The 15500-nt window shown below is 44.3% G+C and carries 17 protein-coding genes; 13 read left to right on the plus strand and 4 right to left on the minus strand.

Annotated elements, in window-relative coordinates; genetic code table 11:
- Positions 1–169: 169 nt before the first annotated feature.
- From CLV59_RS06245 to CLV59_RS06260, 4 genes are all read left to right on the plus strand, one after another.
- The gene (locus CLV59_RS06245) at positions 170–508 is read left to right on the plus strand and encodes a PadR family transcriptional regulator (RefSeq protein WP_111591158.1); all 339 of its coding nucleotides are present in this window, start codon (positions 170–172) and stop codon (positions 506–508) included.
- 36 nt (positions 509–544) lie between these two features.
- Entirely contained in the window at positions 545–2341 is a 1797-nt protein-coding gene (locus tag CLV59_RS06250) for a PspC domain-containing protein (protein WP_111591159.1), read from the plus strand.
- Positions 2342–2512: 171 nt separating this feature from the next.
- The gene (gene feoB / locus CLV59_RS06255; RefSeq protein ID WP_111591160.1) at positions 2513–4645 is read left to right on the plus strand and encodes a ferrous iron transport protein B; all 2133 of its coding nucleotides are present in this window, start codon (positions 2513–2515) and stop codon (positions 4643–4645) included.
- A 50-nt stretch (positions 4646–4695) separates the two neighbouring features.
- Positions 4696–5598 carry a M20/M25/M40 family metallo-hydrolase gene (locus tag CLV59_RS06260; protein ID WP_111591161.1) on the plus strand — a complete coding sequence of 301 codons (903 nt, stop codon included), beginning with the start codon at positions 4696–4698 and terminating at the stop codon, positions 5596–5598.
- A 74-nt stretch (positions 5599–5672) separates the two neighbouring features.
- Here the strand turns inward: CLV59_RS06260 and CLV59_RS06265 are convergent, their stop codons facing one another.
- Both CLV59_RS06265 and CLV59_RS06270 read right to left on the minus strand, forming a co-directional pair.
- A complete protein-coding gene (locus tag CLV59_RS06265; RefSeq protein WP_111591162.1) occupies positions 5673–7121 on the minus strand; it encodes a S41 family peptidase in 1449 nt (482 codons plus the stop codon).
- A 71-nt stretch (positions 7122–7192) separates the two neighbouring features.
- The gene (locus tag CLV59_RS06270; protein ID WP_211323755.1) at positions 7193–7807 is read right to left on the minus strand and encodes a hypothetical protein; all 615 of its coding nucleotides are present in this window, start codon (positions 7805–7807) and stop codon (positions 7193–7195) included.
- A gap of 150 nt (positions 7808–7957) precedes the next feature.
- Here CLV59_RS06270 and paaA point away from each other — a divergent pair, with 150 nt between their 5' ends.
- The 5 genes from paaA to nadD all read left to right on the plus strand — a co-directional run bounded on the left by paaA (position 7958) and on the right by nadD (position 11286).
- On the plus strand, positions 7958–8956 hold the full coding sequence (gene paaA, locus CLV59_RS06275; protein WP_111591164.1) for a 1,2-phenylacetyl-CoA epoxidase subunit PaaA: 999 nt from the start codon (positions 7958–7960) through the stop codon (positions 8954–8956).
- 30 nt (positions 8957–8986) lie between these two features.
- Entirely contained in the window at positions 8987–9367 is a 381-nt protein-coding gene (gene paaB, locus CLV59_RS06280; protein WP_111591165.1) for a 1,2-phenylacetyl-CoA epoxidase subunit PaaB, read from the plus strand.
- Complete coding sequence (paaC, locus tag CLV59_RS06285) at positions 9357–10121, plus strand: 1,2-phenylacetyl-CoA epoxidase subunit PaaC (RefSeq protein WP_111591166.1); 765 nt, start codon at positions 9357–9359, stop codon at positions 10119–10121. The genes paaB and paaC overlap by 11 nt, the downstream gene beginning before the upstream one ends.
- Positions 10122–10157: 36 nt before the next feature.
- Positions 10158–10646 (plus strand): 1,2-phenylacetyl-CoA epoxidase subunit PaaD, encoded by a 489-nt coding sequence (paaD, locus tag CLV59_RS06290; protein WP_111591167.1) that lies wholly within the window; start codon positions 10158–10160, stop codon positions 10644–10646.
- A 70-nt stretch (positions 10647–10716) separates the two neighbouring features.
- A complete protein-coding gene (gene nadD / locus CLV59_RS06295) occupies positions 10717–11286 on the plus strand; it encodes a nicotinate (nicotinamide) nucleotide adenylyltransferase (RefSeq protein WP_111591168.1) in 570 nt (189 codons plus the stop codon).
- A 4-nt stretch (positions 11287–11290) separates the two neighbouring features.
- On the opposite strand, the gene CLV59_RS06300 is transcribed toward nadD, so the two are convergent.
- Complete coding sequence (locus tag CLV59_RS06300; protein ID WP_111591169.1) at positions 11291–12358, minus strand: AI-2E family transporter; 1068 nt, start codon at positions 12356–12358, stop codon at positions 11291–11293.
- Between the two features lie 167 nt (positions 12359–12525).
- On the opposite strand from CLV59_RS06300, the gene CLV59_RS06305 reads away from it, so the two are divergent.
- The 3 genes from CLV59_RS06305 to CLV59_RS06315 are packed head-to-tail and all read left to right on the plus strand — an operon-like array spanning position 12526 to position 13562.
- A complete protein-coding gene (locus tag CLV59_RS06305) occupies positions 12526–12720 on the plus strand; it encodes a YtxH domain-containing protein (RefSeq protein WP_111591170.1) in 195 nt (64 codons plus the stop codon).
- Between the two features lie 24 nt (positions 12721–12744).
- Positions 12745–13200 (plus strand): hypothetical protein, encoded by a 456-nt coding sequence (locus CLV59_RS06310; RefSeq protein WP_111591171.1) that lies wholly within the window; start codon positions 12745–12747, stop codon positions 13198–13200.
- A gap of 2 nt (positions 13201–13202) precedes the next feature.
- Positions 13203–13562, plus strand: a complete 360-nt coding sequence (locus CLV59_RS06315) for a hypothetical protein (protein ID WP_111591172.1) — start codon at positions 13203–13205, stop codon at positions 13560–13562.
- 53 nt (positions 13563–13615) lie between these two features.
- On the opposite strand, the gene CLV59_RS06320 is transcribed toward CLV59_RS06315, so the two are convergent.
- Positions 13616–14641 carry an SPASM domain-containing protein gene (locus tag CLV59_RS06320; protein ID WP_111591173.1) on the minus strand — a complete coding sequence of 342 codons (1026 nt, stop codon included), beginning with the start codon at positions 14639–14641 and terminating at the stop codon, positions 13616–13618.
- A gap of 117 nt (positions 14642–14758) precedes the next feature.
- Between CLV59_RS06320 and CLV59_RS06325 the strand changes: the two genes are divergently transcribed.
- A complete protein-coding gene (locus CLV59_RS06325; RefSeq protein ID WP_245950820.1) occupies positions 14759–15499 on the plus strand; it encodes a glycoside hydrolase family 25 protein in 741 nt (246 codons plus the stop codon).
- Position 15500: the final 1 nt, after the last annotated feature.

The following is a 15500-nucleotide window of genomic DNA, read 5'->3' on the forward strand; positions in this document are numbered from 1 at the left end:
GTTGGGCGTGCATTATCCCTAGTTTGGCAGGTAACTTTTAAAGCAAGTTATTTTGCTTTCTATGGTATTGTGTATTGCATAGTAGTGTAAACTTCCTATCTTTGTATCACAAGGTTGAAATAGCTAGACCAACTTTCAATATAATAGATCATTAAAAAGCTCACTTGCCATGAACATAGATAACACACAATCGCAGATGAGGAAAGGAGTGCTGGAGTTTTGCATCTTGTCCATTATCAAGCAAGGAGAAGCTTACCCTTCAGATATTATAGAAAAGATGAAAGAGGCTAAACTTGATATTTTGGAGGGCACACTTTATCCTTTATTGACAAGATTAAAGAACGCAGAACTACTAACATATCGCTGGGTAGAAAGCAGCTCCGGACCTCCCCGTAAATACTTCTCCATGACTGACAAAGGAGAAGAATTCTATAAGGAACTGGAGACCACCTGGAATGAACTGGCTAATGCCGTTCACCAGCTGACACAAGAAACAAATACCATTTAATCAACCTTTTACCTAAAGCCTAAACCCAAAAACGAAATGAAAAAGATTATTAACATAAACCTGTCTGGCCGACTTATCCCCATCGAGGATAGTGCCTACGAGGTGCTTCGTCAGTACCTGGACAGCCTGAAGCGTTATTTCGCAAAAGAGGAAGGTGGGGATGAAATCGTGCTGGATATTGAATCCCGTATTGCTGAATTGTTTCAGGATAAATTAAAAGCTGGTGCACATTGCATTACCGACAGCGACGTAGAGACGGTAAAGCATTCTATGGGTACTCCTGAACAATTTGATGAGGAAGCTCCTAAAGATCAGCAACAGCAATCTGCTGGCGCTGCTACTGGTGCAGATCCACGCCCGAAGAAGCGTTATTACCGCGACCCGGAAAACAAAGTTCTGAGTGGTGTTTGTGGAGGCCTGGGAGCATATTTCAACCTGGACCCTGTGATCTTCCGTATCGTATTTGTACTGGCTATCCTGGGTTCATTTGGAGCCATGGCTGTAGTATATGTGGTACTGTGGATTTCCGCTCCATACGCTGATAGCGCTGCCGAAAAGCTGGAAATGAGAGGAGAGAAGGTAGATCTGAACAATATTAAAGCTACTGTGCAAGAAGAAATACACAGTGTGAAAAATCAGTTCAACAAAGCCGGAAATGATATCCGAAATTTTTCTCAGGGCCGCGGAAAACAAATAGGTAACGATATTGAACGTTTCTTCCTTGGCATGGCACAAGGCCTCGGTAAAGTAATCGTTTTTGTTACCAAGAGTTTCTTCATATTCTTTTCGGTAGTAATGTTGTTCTGCCTCGTTGTCGTAGGCATTACGCTGATTGTTTCTTCCGCGGCCATAGTTCCGCTGCAACATCTGATTTTTTCATCCAGTATCCAGGTAATCCTCTTCTGGTTAAGCACAGGCTTACTGATTGGTATACCAGTACTGGCACTCATTATCTTCATCGTCCGTAAAGCCACCGGCTCTAAATCAGCCGTTCGCTTTGTAGGACCTACCCTGGGATTCCTCTGGATCGTAGGTCTGATTATGGCCGGTTTACTGGCAAACAGCCTCGTAAGAGAAGGTCGCAGAAGCGCTACCATTAAAGAAACTTTCGCACTCGCTCAACCCAAAGGAAAGACCCTGACGGTGAAAGTAGCGCCTAGCGACTTTGCCTATAATGATGACGGCGACTTTGAATTCGGCATCTTTGACGAAGACCTCCGTATCACCAGCGATACCACGGTTATTAATGATATCCGCCTGCGCGTAGAACAGAGTACCAATGATAGTTTCGCTGTACAGGTACTTCGCTATTCCAAAGGCCGCAACATAGATGCTGCCACTAACAATGCGAAAGAGATCCTTTTCAACCTGCAACAGCAAGACTCCGTGCTCCTGATCCCTCACGGATTCGGCCTCGCTCCAGATGCGAAATATCGTGTACAACGCGTTATTGTAATACTCCGGGTGCCAAAAGGGAAAAACCTGGAAATGGATAATGATGTAAGACGTACATTCTCCCATAGATTCATTAACGGTGCACGATATACCGGCTATGACTTCTATGACAATAATGACTGGGATTCCGATAATGGCAATACCAAAGTCACCGTAACCCCTGATGGTATGAAAGTGGAAAAGGAAAAAGGTTCCAATGACAGTTCCGCACCAACTCAGGATAAAGACTCCCTGGAAAAACATTACCAATATCACAGCAGTTATGCTGAACCAGAGATGCCAGCAGAAGAAAACCCAAAGATTTGTGAAAAAAAGAAAACAACTGTGAGTGGTTTCTTTAACCTGGTAGATGCATTAAGTTTTCCGATTAGAGGCTAATTTACAATAAACCAATTAGATACGTATGAAGGTTGTGGTATATACTACGACCTTCTTTCTTTTTCACCCCTTCCTGCTTTTTTCCCGATTGGAGCATTCCCCCTCCTTATTAATGTTTAACTTTGCGCATTCGGCAATTGCTAAAAATCTAAACAACAGGATAGGTAAGGAATGCAGGCATCATTAAACATCGCGCTGGTAGGAAATCCGAATAGTGGAAAAAGCTCACTTTTCAATGTTCTCACAGGTCTGAACCAGAAGGTTAGTAACTTTCCGGGTGTCACGGTTGATAAGAAAACCGGTCATGCAAACATTGCTTCAGGTCTTGCTGCCAACGTCATCGATCTGCCAGGTACATATAGTCTGTACCCGAAAAGTGCCGATGAATATGTAACCTATGATGTCCTCATCAATGTAAATGCTTCCGAAGCCCCAGACCTGGTGATTATTGTTGCCGATGCCTCCAACCTGAAACGCAATCTCCTCTTCTGTTCCCAGATCATCGATCTGAAAATGCCGGTGATCATCGCCCTTACCATGATGGATATTGCCCGCAAAAAAGGCGTGGAAATCGATCTGGATGGACTGGAAAGAGAACTGGGTGTGCCAGTAGTGGCCATTAACCCACGTAAGAATAAAGGAGTGGCCGAACTGAAAAAGATCATTGAGCTAACTGCCAAAGGTAACTACGCAGTGCCGGCACGTGACTTTATCAACAATATTGGTCTGGCCAAAGAATCCATTGAAGACGTTAAGAAATATACCAATTCCAGAAGCGATTATGCCGCTCTACACGTGGCAGTAAACAGCGATGAGCTGAACTTCCTCAACGGAGGCCAGAAACTGGCCATCAAAAACGCCTTACAGACCAATCAATTCAACAAAACAAAAGTACAGGCGGAAGAAATCATGCAACGATATGCCCGCATCAAGCATATCATGAAATCTACCGTGGTAGAAGCAGATCCTTTACAGAAGCAGTTACGCTCCGAAAAAATCGACGATTTACTACTGCATCGTTTCTGGGGATATGTCATTCTCCTCGTGGTGATGTTCCTGCTGTTCCAAAGTATATTCTGGCTGGCAAGCTATCCGATGGACTGGATTGAAGCCGGATTTGGTCAACTCAGTGGCTGGCTGACAAATATTCTCCCGAATAATAAAGTAACCGACGTATTCATTAACGGTATTCTCGCGGGTGTCAGCGGATTTGCTGTATTTGTTCCGCAGATTGCCATCCTGTTTGGACTGATCACGATTTTGGAAGACAGCGGATACATGGCACGAATCAGCTTCCTCACAGATAGATTAATGCGTCAGGTGGGATTGAACGGTAAATCAGTCATGCCCCTTATCAGTGGCGTAGCCTGTGCCGTACCAGCCATCATGGCCACCAGAACCATCGAAAATAAAAAAGAAAGACTCATCACCATATTGGTAACGCCGCTCATGAGCTGTTCGGCAAGGTTGCCTATTTACACCGTAATGATTGCATTGGTAGTACCAGACAGACGTGTATTCGGCATTCTGGGATTACAAGGATTGGTGATGATGGGATTGTATCTCCTTGGTTTCTTCATGGCTATCACTATAGCAGCCTTAATGAAATTGTTTGTGCGGATCAGAGAGAAAAGTTATTTCATCATGGAGTTGCCTGTTTACAGGGCTCCTCGTTGGAAGAATGTGGGTATCACCATGCTGGAAAAATCCAAGATCTTCATTACAGACGCAGGTAAAGTGATTGTGGTGATCTCCGTGATTCTCTGGTTCCTGGCGTCTTATGGTCCTGGGAAAAGAATGGAGCCCATTCATCAAAAATATGAGCAACTGATCGCTGCCGCTCCGAAAGACTCACCGGAAGCCGACAGTCTGAATCACTTATATCGTTCTGAGAAATTATCTAATTCCTACGCAGGCATACTGGGACATACAATTGAACCAGCAATTGCTCCACTGGGCTTTGACTGGAAAGTAGGTATTGCGTTGATCACCTCTTTTGCTGCCCGTGAGGTATTCGTGGGTACAATGGCCACCCTGTATAGCGTAGGAGAGAACCCCAATGATAATAATGCCACCCTCCGTGAAAAAATGGCGGCAGCCAAACGAGTGGATGGCACACCGGTTTATACGCTGGCTACCGGCGTTTCCCTAATGTTGTTCTATGCATTTGCTATGCAGTGTATGAGTACAATGGCGATTGTCAGGAGAGAAACCAAATCCTGGAAGTTCCCGTTGATACAACTGGTTTATATGACCGGACTGGCTTATATCTTCAGCTTAATTGCTTTCCAGATCCTCAAATAAGTAGCCGTGCTGCATAATATTCTTGTACATTGCAGGAAATGTTATGAACTATGAAATGGCTGTTACTCTGCGCTGGGGTGCTGCTGACTGCCCCGGCTATAGCCCAGGTGGATTCCTCTGTTTTGATGAAGGATATCCGCACCCTTTCTTCTGATGCTTATGCTGGTCGTAAAACAGGTACGCCTGGCAGTCGCAAAGCCCAGTTCTATATACTTGACAGGTTCAAGGAAATTGGAATTTCCGCCTATCATGATAGTTATGAATATCCGTTTTATGTCAAACAAGGGGAACGTAACATCATGGCAACCAATATATATGGTTACATCCCGGGTCAGCTTCCTCAGGCAATTGTGATTTCCGCTCATTATGATCATTTAGGTATAGGGAGACACGATGCTGCCGCCACTGACAGCATCTTCAATGGCGCGGATGATAACGCCTCCGGAATCGGCGGTCTCCTGGCTATCGCAAAATATTTCAAAGCCCATCCTCCAAAACATACGCTGATTTTTCTCGCTACCGATGCAGAAGAAATGGGATTGCTAGGCGCAAAAGATTTCGTGGAGCATCCGCCAGTAGCAAAGGAGAATATGATCATGAACCTGAATATGGATATGATCGCCCATAACGATAAGAATGAGCTATATGCCTGTGGGCCGGGAGTAGAGCCAGCGTTGAAACCTTATGTGGAAAAAGTAGCGGCAACGAGTGATATAAAACTGATCATAGGGCATGATGCGCCGAATACCGGTCACGAAAACTGGATTCCTCAAAGCGACCAGCTACCATTCTACGAAGCAAAGATTCCTTTCATCTATTTTGGAGTAGAAGACCATCCTGACTATCACAAAGTCTCAGATGAGTACGACCGGATAAATCACCATTTTTATTACCGTTCAGTGGTTACTATACTGGATGTAGTGCGTGAATTAGACCAAAATTGGGGGAAATAAGCATATTTTCATAAAAAGAGAGCGGCGGCGCTTGGTACATCACCAGGCGCCGCCGTTCTCTTTTATAATATCTTTTATCGTTTAATATACTTCGTCACCATGCCTTTGAACTGATTTGCCTTGGTAAAGAATCCAGGAATTTCAGCAGTTCTCAGACTTTCGGTAGCGGCTATACGTCCCAGTGCACTTGCAGGAATTCCCTGGTCGGTGATAGCTGCGCGTAACATCGGATCAGAGAAACTACCCCAATCGTTGGTGTAATCGTCCTGTACATTCACATCCGGATTCAGACCGTCGAAGTAGCTACCATTGCCGGCAGAATTGAGTGACTGCTCATTGATGCAATACATATCATTGATGCCTATACGTACCGCGATAAATCCAACTGGTTTACCGTAGGTTTTGCGTCCAACGAGGCGAGGACTCATAGATGGCAGCAGTACATTGTACAGTAGTTCGCTGGCAGAAGCAGTGTTGCCGGTCACAATGAAAGATAGCTTGGAGATATTCTGAGAACCGGTGGAGCCAAAATTGGTTTTGGCGTAAGTAGTGGCTTCAGAATAGAAGATATCTGTCCATTTGTATTGTGGATAATCCGGGAGTGCCTTCATAGAAGAAAACAGCCAACCAAATTTACCGGCAGTTACATTCGCATTGAAGATGGTGGAGTACATCAGTTTATTCGTCTGTGCAGCTGGCGCCATTTTATTGGCCAGGTACTCCGTCGTTTCCACTGCACCGCCACCATTGTAACGAAGGTCGAAGACCACATTGGTTACGCCGGCACTGGCGAAACTGGCGAAAATATTATCAAACTGGGATTGAACTACATTCAAGGTTGTGAAGGAGTTGAATACAACGTATCCTACCTTGGTACTATTGAGTGTAAAGATGTTACTATACAGTATTGGGTTCAGATTGTACTGGGCTGCTGTAATGGTACTGGTTTGGCTGGTACCATCTGCCTTGGTGAACACGAAATTGGCAGATGCAGCGCCAAAGGCGTTATCTAACAACGTATAGGTGGCCTGATTACCATACTGGAAACTGGAAGTGCCATTGATGGAATTCACTTTCCAACCGCGTTTCACTCCTGCAAGATCAGCTGGAGAACCAGGATATACATATACTACGCGTAATTCGGTGTTGGTCTGGAATCCGACCTGAAAACCTAAATCGCCTGCATGTCCGGAAAGTACCTGTGCAACAGTACCATCATCGAGGAAGCTGTACTTATCGAGATTGGCTCCGCTGGCGTTCTTTTTGAATCCTTTCAGCGAATCAAACATCGTAAATGGAGAAGAGTAGCTGTCTGGTTTGAAAGTGGCAGAATCTGGAACTGCATCTGTCCAGAGATATATATCTTTAAAAACATCGTAGATACTATCATTGCTGGAGACTACGCCAGTACCGGTATTGGGATTGCCGCCGGTGTTGCGCGCCATGTCCTTTTTGCACGCAGCAAACAGGAGAGCCACTAGGGTGAAGGCGGTCAATATCCGCCACATAGAATTTGGTTGCATATATACAATTTAAGCATGAAATCTGATTTACAGCTAACGTAACAGGTTAAACGATAAAAAAGCCTCAACGTTTAATGGGGTATGAAAGGAATCCTGTTGATATCATTCCCAAGTTCTTCAGGTAAGTTACCGTTGTTTTTGAGGCCCATTGTTACTTTCTCTCTCCATTTCTCCTGTGCGGCGGCATTCATTCCACTATGTGTTTCGCGATCGAAGGCATACTGAAATCGGTTCATTTCTTTAAACGCTTCGAGATACTGATATTGTATAACACTATCATAATCGTCACGGTTCAAAGCGGTTTGCTTTAACCGTTGCTTGAAACGTTCCACTACCAGCCGGGTAATATCAAAATGCAACTGTTCATGTGCGAGGCCATAGGCCGTTTTACTATCTGGCCTTACCCAACTGGCACTTTTTATAAAGAACACCTGTAATTGTAACGTAATGTGCAGGGTATCTTTATATAGGCGACTGCTACCCTCATAGGCAAAGCTAGTATATGACACTGCTGCACTGGGGCCATTGACAGACGGAGTTCCCTGAAAATCATCCCATTTCAAATGACGATAAGGCGTATAATACAAAGTATCTGAATTCTCTGAATAGGGTTGTTCCTGGAAATGAAAATCCAACTGCACGACCGTGCGGGAATTACGGTTGGCAGTGGATGGCTGTTTCTCCATCTCCATTGGGAGAAACAGTGCCCAGCATAGTATAACAGAGAGCGATAGCATAGATAATACAGCCCAATAAAATTAGGGTTTTTAACAATCCGTTTCGACTGAAACCGGGCTTTTTTCCGTAATTTACGATTCGACCAAAACAATCGCACTATGTACGGCGGAGGATATATTTTTGAGGAACCCAACAACAAACAGTTGAGGGAAGAAAAGGTCCATGATGAGCCGGAAAAACTGGCTGCATTCGAAGAACGTATCGCAAGGGGAGAAAAAATAGAACCTGGCGATTGGATGCCTACTGAATATCGCAGACAGCTCATCCGTTTAATTGAACAACACGCTCATTCTGAAATTATTGGCGCATTACCCGAAGGTACATGGATCACCCGGGCGCCAGGCTTCAAACGCAAACTGGCGCTTATCGCAAAAGTCCAGGATGAAATAGGTCATGGTCAGTTGCTGTACAACGCAGCAGAAACACTGGGTAAAACCAGGGAAGAAATGATCAATGATCTACTGAGCGGAAAGTCTAAATATTCCAATGTATTTAATTATCCAGCCAAAACATGGGCGGATGTTACTGTCATTGGTTTCCTGATAGACGCAGCAGCTATTGTAAACCAGGTAGCCAATTCCAAAGGTTCCTACGGTCCCTATTGCAGGGCCCTGGAACGTATCTGCTACGAAGAAAGTTTCCATCTGAAACAAGGACATGATGCATTTATTGAGCTGGCCACCGGAACGCCCGCTCAGAAAGAAATGCTGCAGGATGCCCTCAATCGCTGGTGGAAACCAATCATGCATTTCTTTGGCCCTCCGGATAAAACTTCCCAACACAGTGAAAAACTGATGGAGTGGAAAGTGAAAATGGCCAGCAATGATGATATGCGTAATCAGTTCCTGGATACTTACGTACCTAAAATATGGGAACTGGGTCTCACTTTACCAGATCCGGCATTACATAAAAATGAGGAAACAGGTCGCTGGGAATACAGTGATCCAGACTGGGATGAATTTTTCCGCGTTATCAATGGGGGCGGCCCTTGCAATCAGGAACGCCTGCAGGTACGCAAATGGGCGGAAGAACATGGCAGATGGGTGCGTAAAGCCCTCATGAATCCGGCAGACAAACACGCACTGCCAGTAGCTTAATTTTTTATACATCAACACTTAGAACCAATCATGTCATTAGATCCACGTGTAAACAGATTAAAACTGGGTGATCCTACGGCAGTTATAAAGGTAGAAGCAGGAGAGAACTGGAATGTGTATGAGGTTTTTCACCAGGAAAAGAGAGGCGCTCACCACGAACATGTAGGCTGTGTACACGCACCAGACCCTCAGATGGCCCTGATCTTTGCAAAAGAACAATTCGGCCGGCGGAAAAAATGCGTTAACCTATGGGTAGTGAAAAGCGCTGATATTCTGGCCTTTGATTCAGAAGATGAAGATATGTTTGCCAACAATATGGAGAAAACATATCGCGATGCCAGCGGCTTTAAAGTGATGGAAAAAATCAACAAATTCAAACAATCCAAAGGCGCCACCAATCATGTTAAATAAAGCACTTACAGACCTGCTCACAAAAATGGCGGACGATGAACTGATTTTAGGACATCGTAATTCAGAATGGACCGGATTAGGGCCTGTTATGGAAGAAGATATCGCATTTTCCAGCATGGCACAAGATAAAATCGGCCATGCATGGGCACTCTATAATACGCTGGAGGAAAAGCAACTCATCACGCAATCCGCTGATATGTTCGCCTTTTGCCGACCAGAAAACGAATTCAAATGCAGTCACCTGGTAGAATTACCCAATGCAGGATATGATTTCAGCCTGATGCGACATTTCCTCTTCGATCATGCGGAGGCAGTGAGGTATGAAAGTCTGCAAGACAGCAGCTTTGAACCGCTCCGGAACCTCAGCAAAAAAGTAAAAGGTGAACTGAAATACCATACGCTCCATGCCAATGCATGGGTGCTACAACTCAGTAAAGGAGGAGAAGAAAGCTACGACAGAATGCAAACCGCTCTCAATGAAATCATTGGCCTGGCCGCTGGTATCTTTGAACCCAGCAAGGACTATGAAGACATCCTGATAGCAGAAAAAGTGTATCCTGGAGAAAAGGCGCTGTATACCCGCTGGCTGGAAAGTATCTATCCAGTATTGGTAAAAGCCTCCCTGAATTTACCAGACGTGGCAGCGCTTACGCCCGGCTACGGCGGACGTCAGGGAAAACACACCTCCTATCTCGCGCCACTGCTGAAAGAAATGGGAGAGGTATTTAACCTGGATGTGGATGCCAGCTGGTAATAGCTGTCATAATAGAAGTAAAGAAAATAGCGAATAGTGAGTAAGATTACTACAGAAGATGTTTATAAGTCACTCGAACAAGTGATGGACCCGGAAATCCCCGTTTTAAACGTGGTGGAACTGGGTATGATCACTTCCGTGTCGATGACAGACAACGGGGCAGAGGTACATATGATTCCCACATTTGCCGCCTGCCCCGCTGTTACCTATATTCAAAAGAATATTCGGGAAAAACTGGAAGCGGATCTTCATATATCCGTTACTGTTATTGTGGATAAACATATCGCATGGGAGAGCAACCGTATCTCCCCGGAAGCCAAAGAAAAATTAAGCGCCTTCGGAATTGCCCCTCCCCGCAAGGTCGTGAATGGCGTCAGTGAAGAATTATTTGTAGCTGTACCCTGCCCGCACTGCGGAAGTACAGACACTTATCTGCGGGCTCCTTTCGGTTCCACTCTTTGTCGGGCTATCCACTTTTGTAAGTCCTGCGGACAGATATTTGAGCACTTTAAGCCACTGGACTAAGCAGGAATGCAGGAAATGCCTATTTTTACACGCATTATTGAGATGCCGTTGGCAAATTTATAGATGAATCATGAAGATAGGCTTGTATTTTGGGTCTTTTAATCCTATACACACGGGGCATTTGATAATTGCCAATTACGTTGCGTACAATACTGACTTGGATAAGGTTTGGCTGGTAGTTTCTCCGCAAAATCCCCTTAAACCTTCTTCCACGCTGTTAAATGAGCACGACAGGTTTCACCTGGTGGAACTGGCAATTAAAGATGAACAAAGGTTGCGGGCAAGCAATATTGAATTCTCATTGCCTCGCCCTTCCTTTACTGTAGATACCCTGGCCTACCTGGGGGAGAAATTTCCTACCCAGGAATTCTGCATCATCATGGGCAGCGATAGCTTCCAAAACCTTCCACGCTGGAAAAATTATGAACATATCATCCGGAATTATCCCATATATGTATATCGCAGGCCAGGCCACGAAATAAAAGAAACCTACGGCGCACGCCTGGAAGTACTGGACGCCCCCATGCTGGATATATCTGCAACGGATATACGAAAATGGATTAAGGAAGGTAAGTCCGTTCGCTTTATGGTGCCAGACAATGTGATCAGTTACATCGCAGAAAATAACTACTACCGTTAATATACTACGGATTTTTCCTGGATTTCATCGATAACCGCTTCTGTACTATCGGCGCTTCCCGCTTTTTTACCAGATACTCGTTGGAATAAATCTGCAACAGCAGAATAAACATAGATATGAGGAGTGGTCCGAAAATCAGTCCTATAAAGCCAAAGAGGCTAACGCCTATCAGTACCCCGAAGATGGTGATAAGCGGATGTACATCCGCGATTTGTTTCGCCAGCAGGAATCGGGCAATGTTGTCGGAAGTTCCTACGATCACAAAACCATAAATCAATACTGCCAGTCCCTGGAAAGTGTTGCCAGTAGTTAATATATAAACACCTAAAGGAACATATACCGCCGCAGCGCCTATTACCGGCAACATAGCCGTAAAACAGGTGACGATAAACCAGAAAAACGGTTGCGATACGCCAAAAATTAAATAACCGATCAGCGAAACAATACCCTGAATAACTGCAATCAGCGGGATACCCACCGCATTGGCAATAACCAGTTTGTTGAATTCCTTACCCAGCAGATCCACATTTTCGTCTTTCAGTGGAATATATTCATACAGAAAGGCTTCCATCTCCCGTAATTTCACCAACATAAAATACAGGATAAAATACATGATGGCAATGGTGGTCAGCGTATTAAAAGTAGCCCCCAGGAATCCGGGAAGAAAAGCGGTGAGCGACTCCTGGATCTTTTGAATGCGGGCGTCCGTAATCACCGTGAAGCCCAGCTGTTCCGATAAATGGTTGTTCAGCGTTTTTGCCTGCTGAATCAGGTTGGCAGAATTGGAAACCGCATATACTACTCTGGAACTCAGCATGTTAACCAATGCACCTACCGGCACCAAAATGATAAGGAAGGTCAATAAGAGGAGTAGGGCGGCAGCCAGACTTTTATTCCACCTGTATTTTTCTACCAGCGCAATCATCCATCGGCGACAGAGAATATAAAATGTGATGGCCCCCAGGAATCCGGGAAAGTACGTATACAGGTTAGTAAACAAGAGTATGGCCAGGAACAATATCAGCAGTAAAAAACCAATCTGCTTCAGTCGGGCATTATCTAAATAACTCATAATTTAATTTCGTAAAAATTAGCCTACTTTCAAAGTCTGCGCCAAAGGTTGTATTGCTGTTAAGAGGTAAACAAATTTCTATACTGCTTGTTCTTGGAATAATGTTTGTGAGCCATTAGCTACTAATGCTCAAATGATTATTTTCTAATCTTTAAAAAAACTTTGTTATGAGTAGAAGTTCAAAAGCTGTGGTTTCATTTATCGTCGGCGCTGCTGTTGGTGTAGCAGTTGGATATTTTCTGAATTCCGACAAAAAGGATGAACTGGTAGAAAAAATGAAATATCAGGCAGACAAGCTGAAAGATAAATGGAAGAAAAAGAGGGATCATTTTGAGGACGCCCTCGAAAATGAGCTGGCTTAATTCCATTTGATTAAATAAAACTGCATGGAAGAAAATTTCAGCGATTACTTTAAACAAACAGGGAAAGTTGCCAAAGATTACCTCGAAACGAGGCTGGATCTGCTGAAGCTCCAGGCAGCGGGAAAGCTATCAAAAGCGCTGGGATTATTTTTCTCAGTATTGATGGCTTTCCTGCTGTTCTTTTTTGTCATTGTGTTTCTGGGAATGTTGGTGGCATTCTGGATTGGTGAAAGAACCGGCAGTTTTACCATTGGATTCACCTGTGCCTCCGGATTATTCATCCTGTTTTTTGTTATTATCATTTTTTTTCGAAGACAACTTATCGAAAGACCACTATCCAGGCTACTCATTAATGTGCTGATCGATGAAATCGAAGAGCGTGATCCTGTACATGGGAAAGACAAAAAAGAGAAAAGCCAGGTGGTAACGCCGGCTGATTCCGGATATGTTCCTGACGATGAAGCCATAGAACACCCTTAAACATGGCCAAGAAAAAGAAAATACATGGTTTTGACGCACTGGAGCAGGAAATCGCCCGGCTGCAAAAACGTTCCGTAGACCTGGAAGATGTGTTGCTGGAACGAGTGGATCACTTCAAGGATAACTATAAAAGAATGGCCTTGAATTCCATTATTCCAGGAAGCGGCAAACACACTAATATGATGAGCGCCGCCGGAAAGGTGGCCAAATTCGCCTGGGAAAGCGGTAGGTTTAAAAACTTTGCTACCGGCGCATTGATTACTGCCCTGGAGTTCTTTGGGGTTCAACTGGGTATTAAACTCTTTAATAAATTCGCGAAAAGTCGCAAAGAAAAGAAGAAGAACGATCCCGATTTTGAATAAAAAAACCGGGCATATAGCCCGGTATATTGTTGATTATTATTTCGTTAGACACGTTATCCCCAGACTTTCGTACCCTCGCTGCAGTTAGCACAGATATCAATGTTTTTTCTGGACTCCAGGATCTCACTACGGAAACGGATATACTCTTTATTATGCCATAATGCTTTGAAGGATTCTTTTTTCAGATTCCCCAGGCGATGTTGTGCATCTTTATCAAAGCAACAAGGTACCACCAGGCCATCCCAGGTAACAACCGGAGAGTGCCAGAGGCGCCAGCAGTGGTTACTCAGCTTGTTTTTAATGCTATAGGTACCATCCTCATTACGATGGTAGCGGGAGTATTTATCGATTGTAGGAATAAGGCGGTTGCCTTCTTCATAGTCATATACCTGCGCGGTTTTAAAGCGCACCTGGTCTACGCCGATTTCCTTTGCTAGTCTTTTAATATCCTCGATCTGGTGTTCATTCGGCTTTACTACCAGGAACTGAAAGAAGACAAATGGTTTTTTTGAATTCAGTTCCTTTTTCCATTTCACGATATTTTTAGCCCCCTGGATAACTTTATCCAGATGTCCGCCTACGCGATACTGCGTATATACGTCCTGGGTAGTACCATCGATGGAGATGATCAGTCGGTCCAGTCCACTTTCCACTGTTTTTTTGGCGTTAGCCTCAGTGAGGTAGTGCGCATTGGTGGAAGTAGCGGTATAGATACCTTTTTCGGAAGCATACTTCACCATATCCAGGAAACCCGGATTGAGAAAGGGTTCTCCCTGGAAATAGAAGATCAGGTAAAGTAGTTCTTTATGAATTTCGTCGATGGTTTGCTTAAAGAAATCCTGTTGCAGCATACCGGTAGGACGGGTGAAGGCTCTGAGACCGCTCGGGCATTCCGGGCAACGCAGATTACAGGAGGTGGTGGGCTCAAAAGATATTGAAATAGGATATCCCCATTGAACAGGTTTTCCGGTCCATTTGCTGGCGAAATAACTTCCTAGTACTTTTCCGGCGTTTAAAGCGCGGCGGAAAGTGAACTTGGAAAAGAGGTTGAGGCTATCATTCAGGTTAAAATCAGGCATAAAAATTCACTTGACCATTGTAAAAGTACTGTCTTTAATCAAATTATAGCCTATAATTGCTATAAAATTACCGCTGTCAGCAATTACCCAAATTACCTGCAACTAACTGAAATTAAAGTGAAAAGCTTCTGGATTCGAATAATACTGGTGATACTGGCCATAGCTGGCTGGTATTGGTGGAAAACCAGGGAAGAAAAAATTAAGTTCGTACGATACGATGAATTCGGAATTGATATGCCGGTTAATTACAGGATTCATGGTATTGACGTATCGAAATTTCAAAAGGATATCAACTGGACGGCAGTACGCCAGATGAAAGTTGATAATATTCGTATATCCTTTGCCTTTATAAAGGCGACGGAAGGGATTACCCGTCAGGATGCCTCCTTTAACCAGAACTGGGACAGAGCTGGCAGGGCAGGTCTCATCAGGGGAGCATATCATTTCTTCTACGCTACCCGCGACCCTCTCAAACAAGCCATCAACTTTCAGAATGTGGTCGACTTGCAGTCGGGCGATCTACCTCCCGTATTGGACATCGAAACCTCCAATAACCAGCCGGCTGCGGTGATCCGCAGCACGGCCAGGATATGGCTTGAAGAGATGGAAAAAGCGTATAAAGTGAAGCCCATCATCTATACCAACATACATTTCTACGAAACGTACCTCGGAGATGAGTTTGATAAATATCCATTGTGGATAGCGCACTATTACCAGAAGGAAAGACCTTCCTCCAACAGAAGCTGGATATTCTGGCAACATAGTGACATGGGCAGGGTAAACGGTATTAGAACAACAGTAGATTTTAATGTCTTTAAAGGAGACAGCGCCGCACTTGCCAAGCTATTAATCCCATAAC

Origin of the sequence: Chitinophaga dinghuensis, assembly GCF_003259435.1 — a bacterium.
Lineage (GTDB): Bacteria > Bacteroidota > Bacteroidia > Chitinophagales > Chitinophagaceae > Chitinophaga > Chitinophaga dinghuensis.

What these genes read in the sequence shown, in the direction of transcription:
- CLV59_RS06250 (WP_111591159.1), top strand. Translation starts at nt 545, where the DNA reads ATGAAAAAGATTATTAACATAAACCTGTCTGGCCGACTTATCCCCATC.
- CLV59_RS06245 (WP_111591158.1), top strand. Translation starts at nt 170, where the DNA reads ATGAACATAGATAACACACAATCGCAGATGAGGAAAGGAGTGCTGGAG.
- CLV59_RS06320 (WP_111591173.1), bottom strand. Translation starts at nt 14,641, where the DNA reads ATGCCTGATTTTAACCTGAATGATAGCCTCAACCTCTTTTCCAAGTTC.
- nadD (WP_111591168.1), top strand. Translation starts at nt 10,717, where the DNA reads ATGAAGATAGGCTTGTATTTTGGGTCTTTTAATCCTATACACACGGGG.
- CLV59_RS06310 (WP_111591171.1), top strand. Translation starts at nt 12,745, where the DNA reads ATGGAAGAAAATTTCAGCGATTACTTTAAACAAACAGGGAAAGTTGCC.
- paaB (WP_111591165.1), top strand. Translation starts at nt 8,987, where the DNA reads ATGTCATTAGATCCACGTGTAAACAGATTAAAACTGGGTGATCCTACG.
- CLV59_RS06305 (WP_111591170.1), top strand. Translation starts at nt 12,526, where the DNA reads ATGAGTAGAAGTTCAAAAGCTGTGGTTTCATTTATCGTCGGCGCTGCT.
- CLV59_RS06265 (WP_111591162.1), bottom strand. Translation starts at nt 7,121, where the DNA reads ATGCAACCAAATTCTATGTGGCGGATATTGACCGCCTTCACCCTAGTG.
- feoB (WP_111591160.1), top strand. Translation starts at nt 2,513, where the DNA reads ATGCAGGCATCATTAAACATCGCGCTGGTAGGAAATCCGAATAGTGGA.
- CLV59_RS06315 (WP_111591172.1), top strand. Translation starts at nt 13,203, where the DNA reads ATGGCCAAGAAAAAGAAAATACATGGTTTTGACGCACTGGAGCAGGAA.
- CLV59_RS06270 (WP_211323755.1), bottom strand. Translation starts at nt 7,807, where the DNA reads ATGGAGAAACAGCCATCCACTGCCAACCGTAATTCCCGCACGGTCGTG.
- paaA (WP_111591164.1), top strand. Translation starts at nt 7,958, where the DNA reads ATGTACGGCGGAGGATATATTTTTGAGGAACCCAACAACAAACAGTTG.
- paaC (WP_111591166.1), top strand. Translation starts at nt 9,357, where the DNA reads ATGTTAAATAAAGCACTTACAGACCTGCTCACAAAAATGGCGGACGAT.
- CLV59_RS06300 (WP_111591169.1), bottom strand. Translation starts at nt 12,358, where the DNA reads ATGAGTTATTTAGATAATGCCCGACTGAAGCAGATTGGTTTTTTACTG.
- CLV59_RS06260 (WP_111591161.1), top strand. Translation starts at nt 4,696, where the DNA reads ATGAAATGGCTGTTACTCTGCGCTGGGGTGCTGCTGACTGCCCCGGCT.